Annotated in this window: 4 protein-coding genes and 1 pseudogene; 1 reads left to right on the forward strand and 4 read right to left on the reverse strand. The window is 44.7% G+C overall.

Features of this window, described 5'->3' with window-relative positions; all coding sequences use genetic code 11:
• The 4 genes and pseudogenes from KDD36_14915 to KDD36_14930 form a co-directional block, all read right to left on the reverse strand.
• On the reverse strand, window positions 1–188 hold a 188-nt coding region (locus KDD36_14915; GenBank protein MCB0397940.1), incomplete at its 3' end, for an SRPBCC domain-containing protein.
• A gap of 96 nt (window positions 189–284) precedes the next feature.
• Window positions 285–1,481 carry a hypothetical protein gene (locus tag KDD36_14920; protein ID MCB0397941.1) on the reverse strand — a complete coding sequence of 399 codons (1,197 nt, stop codon included), beginning with the start codon at window positions 1,479–1,481 and terminating at the stop codon, window positions 285–287.
• A gap of 90 nt (window positions 1,482–1,571) precedes the next feature.
• A pseudogene (locus KDD36_14925) lies at window positions 1,572–1,920 on the reverse strand (type II toxin-antitoxin system RelE/ParE family toxin).
• On the reverse strand, window positions 1,910–2,119 hold the full coding sequence (locus tag KDD36_14930; GenBank protein ID MCB0397942.1) for a hypothetical protein: 210 nt from the start codon (window positions 2,117–2,119) through the stop codon (window positions 1,910–1,912). The pseudogene KDD36_14925 and the gene KDD36_14930 overlap by 11 nt, the downstream one beginning before the upstream one ends.
• A gap of 691 nt (window positions 2,120–2,810) precedes the next feature.
• On the opposite strand from KDD36_14930, the gene KDD36_14935 reads away from it, so the two are divergent.
• Window positions 2,811–3,064: SAM-dependent DNA methyltransferase (locus tag KDD36_14935; GenBank protein ID MCB0397943.1), on the forward strand; the 254-nt coding region annotated here is incomplete at its 3' end.

Below are 3,064 nucleotides of genomic sequence, written 5' to 3' on the forward strand. Positions count from 1 at the left end.
CCGTCTTTGGCTTCCATCCGTGATTGGAGTTTTCCGCCCACCCTCAGATCGTTCTGTGCCCTGGGGCAATGCCAGTCGTCCGAGGCGAAGTTCCATTTGGTGATATGGTCCGGGTTGGTCCATGCTTCCCATACTTTATCGGAATCTGCATCGATGATGGCTGATATGGTGATTTTTGTGAGTTCCATTGAAGTGGTTGTTTGGTTGGGGATGTTTCGTGGGGTGAAAATGTTATTATGATCAAAGAGAAGTAAGATAAAGATAATAGAGATATCTGATGTTCTCTACTGAACGCGACGGTGTTCGAGTTTCAATACTTCTTTTCCGTGTGTAAACACAATCACAAATTCTCCCTTACCCGGAACAAACATATCCGTGCTTTCCTGTGGTTCCAATAAGGTATACACATCCACAGGCACCGCATAAGGATTATCCAATTCCGCCGCACTGTATACCCGGATCAGCAATGGGAAGTGTAGGCTATCCGGAAGTTCCAATGGCAATGCATGAAAGCCGGGATTGTCATATAGCCAGGATGGCCGTCCATCCCAATAAACCGTAGGCGGATGAAATACCATGATGTCTACGCCTGTTCTACGGTAGATGTCCATCTCATCATTTATGAAAACCGAAGGTTCAGTTAAATCCGGGGCCACCTGTTTATAAACCGGGTCGGTGCAATCCGGAGCGAATCGGTCATTCATCACCGTTTGATCAATGGTCAACGGATCGATACCGGATAATTGCTTAAACCATCGGGCCATCATTGGAATGCCGGCAGAGTCCTCACGGATATGGCCCCATCCGGCATGGATGAGAACCTTTGCCGTGCTGTCCTGCTGAATGACGTTCCAGATATTTCTTGCCTGCAGCTCCTCCCGGGATTCGATCCCGCTATTTTCATTGGATATCTGATCGTATCCGAATACATGAAAGCCAAGCGAAATAGCCTTTCGTATCAGATTGCCATATTGACTTTCTTTCAGATAAAACCCGGAAGAGGTGAACACCGGATAGCCGCGTTTCCGCAATGCTTCCTGATCGTTGGTTTGCAGCCCTTCACAACCCAGATAACGAAAGCCCTGTTCATACAGTTGCTCCAGCAATCCGGATGTAAATACCCTGTGTTTCGGATCGTGATGCGCTTCATTGATCATCACGACCCTGTTCGAAGTTGCTTGTGAAACAATGTAGTTGTGTGCAACAGTAGGTTTATACCCGCCATTTGTAAATGCAGGTAAAACGGATTCCCTCACAGTTTTGATGCATGTCCTTTCCCACACATTTTCCGCATCATCAAATCTGCCCAGAAAGGAAAGTTCCCAGGCCAGTCTCTGGCACTCCGAACTGGTTTGGCACAGGACGGAATCATGCCGGATGTTCATGGCAAGTTCCGGTTGGTAGGGGGAATATGGAATTTTGTCCGGGATGTTGTCAACAGCCAGGAAGCATAGAAGTGATGAAAGAATGTGTGCTTTCATGTATCAAAGTGGGATACCACCGGCAGATAAATTTAGGGAATGTTTTGGGAAGGAAGGGAAGGTAGGTGTGGAGTGTGAGCCTGATTGCCATTAGTCCGGCACAGCGTTCAGCAATTCTTTTAGCTCTTTGTCTGTGATGTTTTCCTTTTCCGTCTTGTCATAAATGGTAAGCAGGTAAACGGTATCTAAGCAGGTAAACGGTATCATTGGAAATAACAAAGTTGGTGATCACCCTTGCACCTCCTGATTTGCCTTTGCCTTTTGATGCTATAGCCAGACGTACTTTATAGCAATTGTTGCCAAGTGAAGTACCTTGCTTTGGGTTGATCTTCAGACTTTCAACAAGTCCCGCATATTCGGTTTTCAGGGAAGGGTATTTCCTTGCGAGCTTTTTTAGGTTCTTTTCGAACCGGGGAATAACCTTGATATTAAAGCTCATTGATGAGGTCTTCGGCATTACGGGCTTTCAATTTTCCCTCCCTGACCTGCTTTAATTCTTCTACGGCCTGCTGTACGTCTTCCATTAATTCGGCTTTGGCATCAGAAATCAATGTAGCTTTCTTCACAAAAGAAAAGTTCTTCAACACCTCCATGAAGAAGGCTGCTTTGCTGTCTTTGATGTCAAGTAGTAACTTCATTGCTCATAGGTCTTCTTCAAAGATACGAAAATCACGTGCAAATGCTTTTATGACTTCACCACAAAAAATCGCCGGCGGTTTTGGTGGGATATTGGTGCTAGCTTGGTGATAAAGACTTTGCGTATTCTGGTGAAAATTCAACCATTCCATCTTTCATCAATCCAGGTAAGGCATACCACTTCACTTCTTCCTTTGAATAGTAAAACACCGTGCCATTACCCTTGTGGATAACATATACGACGTTGTTGGGAGATATTGCAATATCGTAATTATCGTTGGAATTGCATCCGAACCCTAAGAAAGTGGTCAACAATAGGAACGTCCATTTTATCATGATTTTCATGTTTATTTTGGTTATTCGGAGTTTGTGAATAAATGATGGATAAACACCATAGCAAATAGATTAATCCGCGCATCAGTACATCCATTCCTACCAAGCAAGGTACATGAAAATCTTATTCTTGCTGTCCGGAAAGATCAACTGTTATGACACGCACGAATTAACATCCCTCAGCGCCCTCATAAAAATTCACGGCTGCTGCTTTGGTGGGATATCAGCGCTAGTTTGGGGTATTTGTCGCAAAGATGAACGATTGCATTCAAATTTTCATTTTTGTGTACATTAACATGCTTTTTTACGGAAGTGATTTTTTTCCGTTTGTGGCAATAAAATCGGTTACATTAAACTCGCATGGCAATCAAGAAATCCGAATTGTATAGTTCCCTCTGGAAAAGCTGCGACGAGCTTCGCGGAGGCATGGACGCTTCCCAGTATAAAGATTATGTCCTGACCCTTCTCTTTGTTAAATATGTGTCAGACAAGTACGCTGACGCGGATGGCCTGGTGGTAATCCCAAGGGGAGGGAGCTTCCAGGATATGGTGGAGTCCAAGGGCAAAGGAGACATCGGCGACCGGATCAACAAAACCATTGCTGTCCTGGCCCA

Source organism: Flavobacteriales bacterium, assembly GCA_020435415.1.
Lineage (GTDB): Bacteria > Bacteroidota > Bacteroidia > JACJYZ01 > JACJYZ01 > JACJYZ01.

Bases quoted from the DNA above. Each gene is read 5' to 3' on its own strand.
- KDD36_14930 (MCB0397942.1), bottom strand. From the start codon at position 2,119: ATGAAGTTACTACTTGACATCAAAGACAGCAAAGCAGCCTTCTTCATG.
- KDD36_14920 (MCB0397941.1), bottom strand. From the start codon at position 1,481: ATGAAAGCACACATTCTTTCATCACTTCTATGCTTCCTGGCTGTTGAC.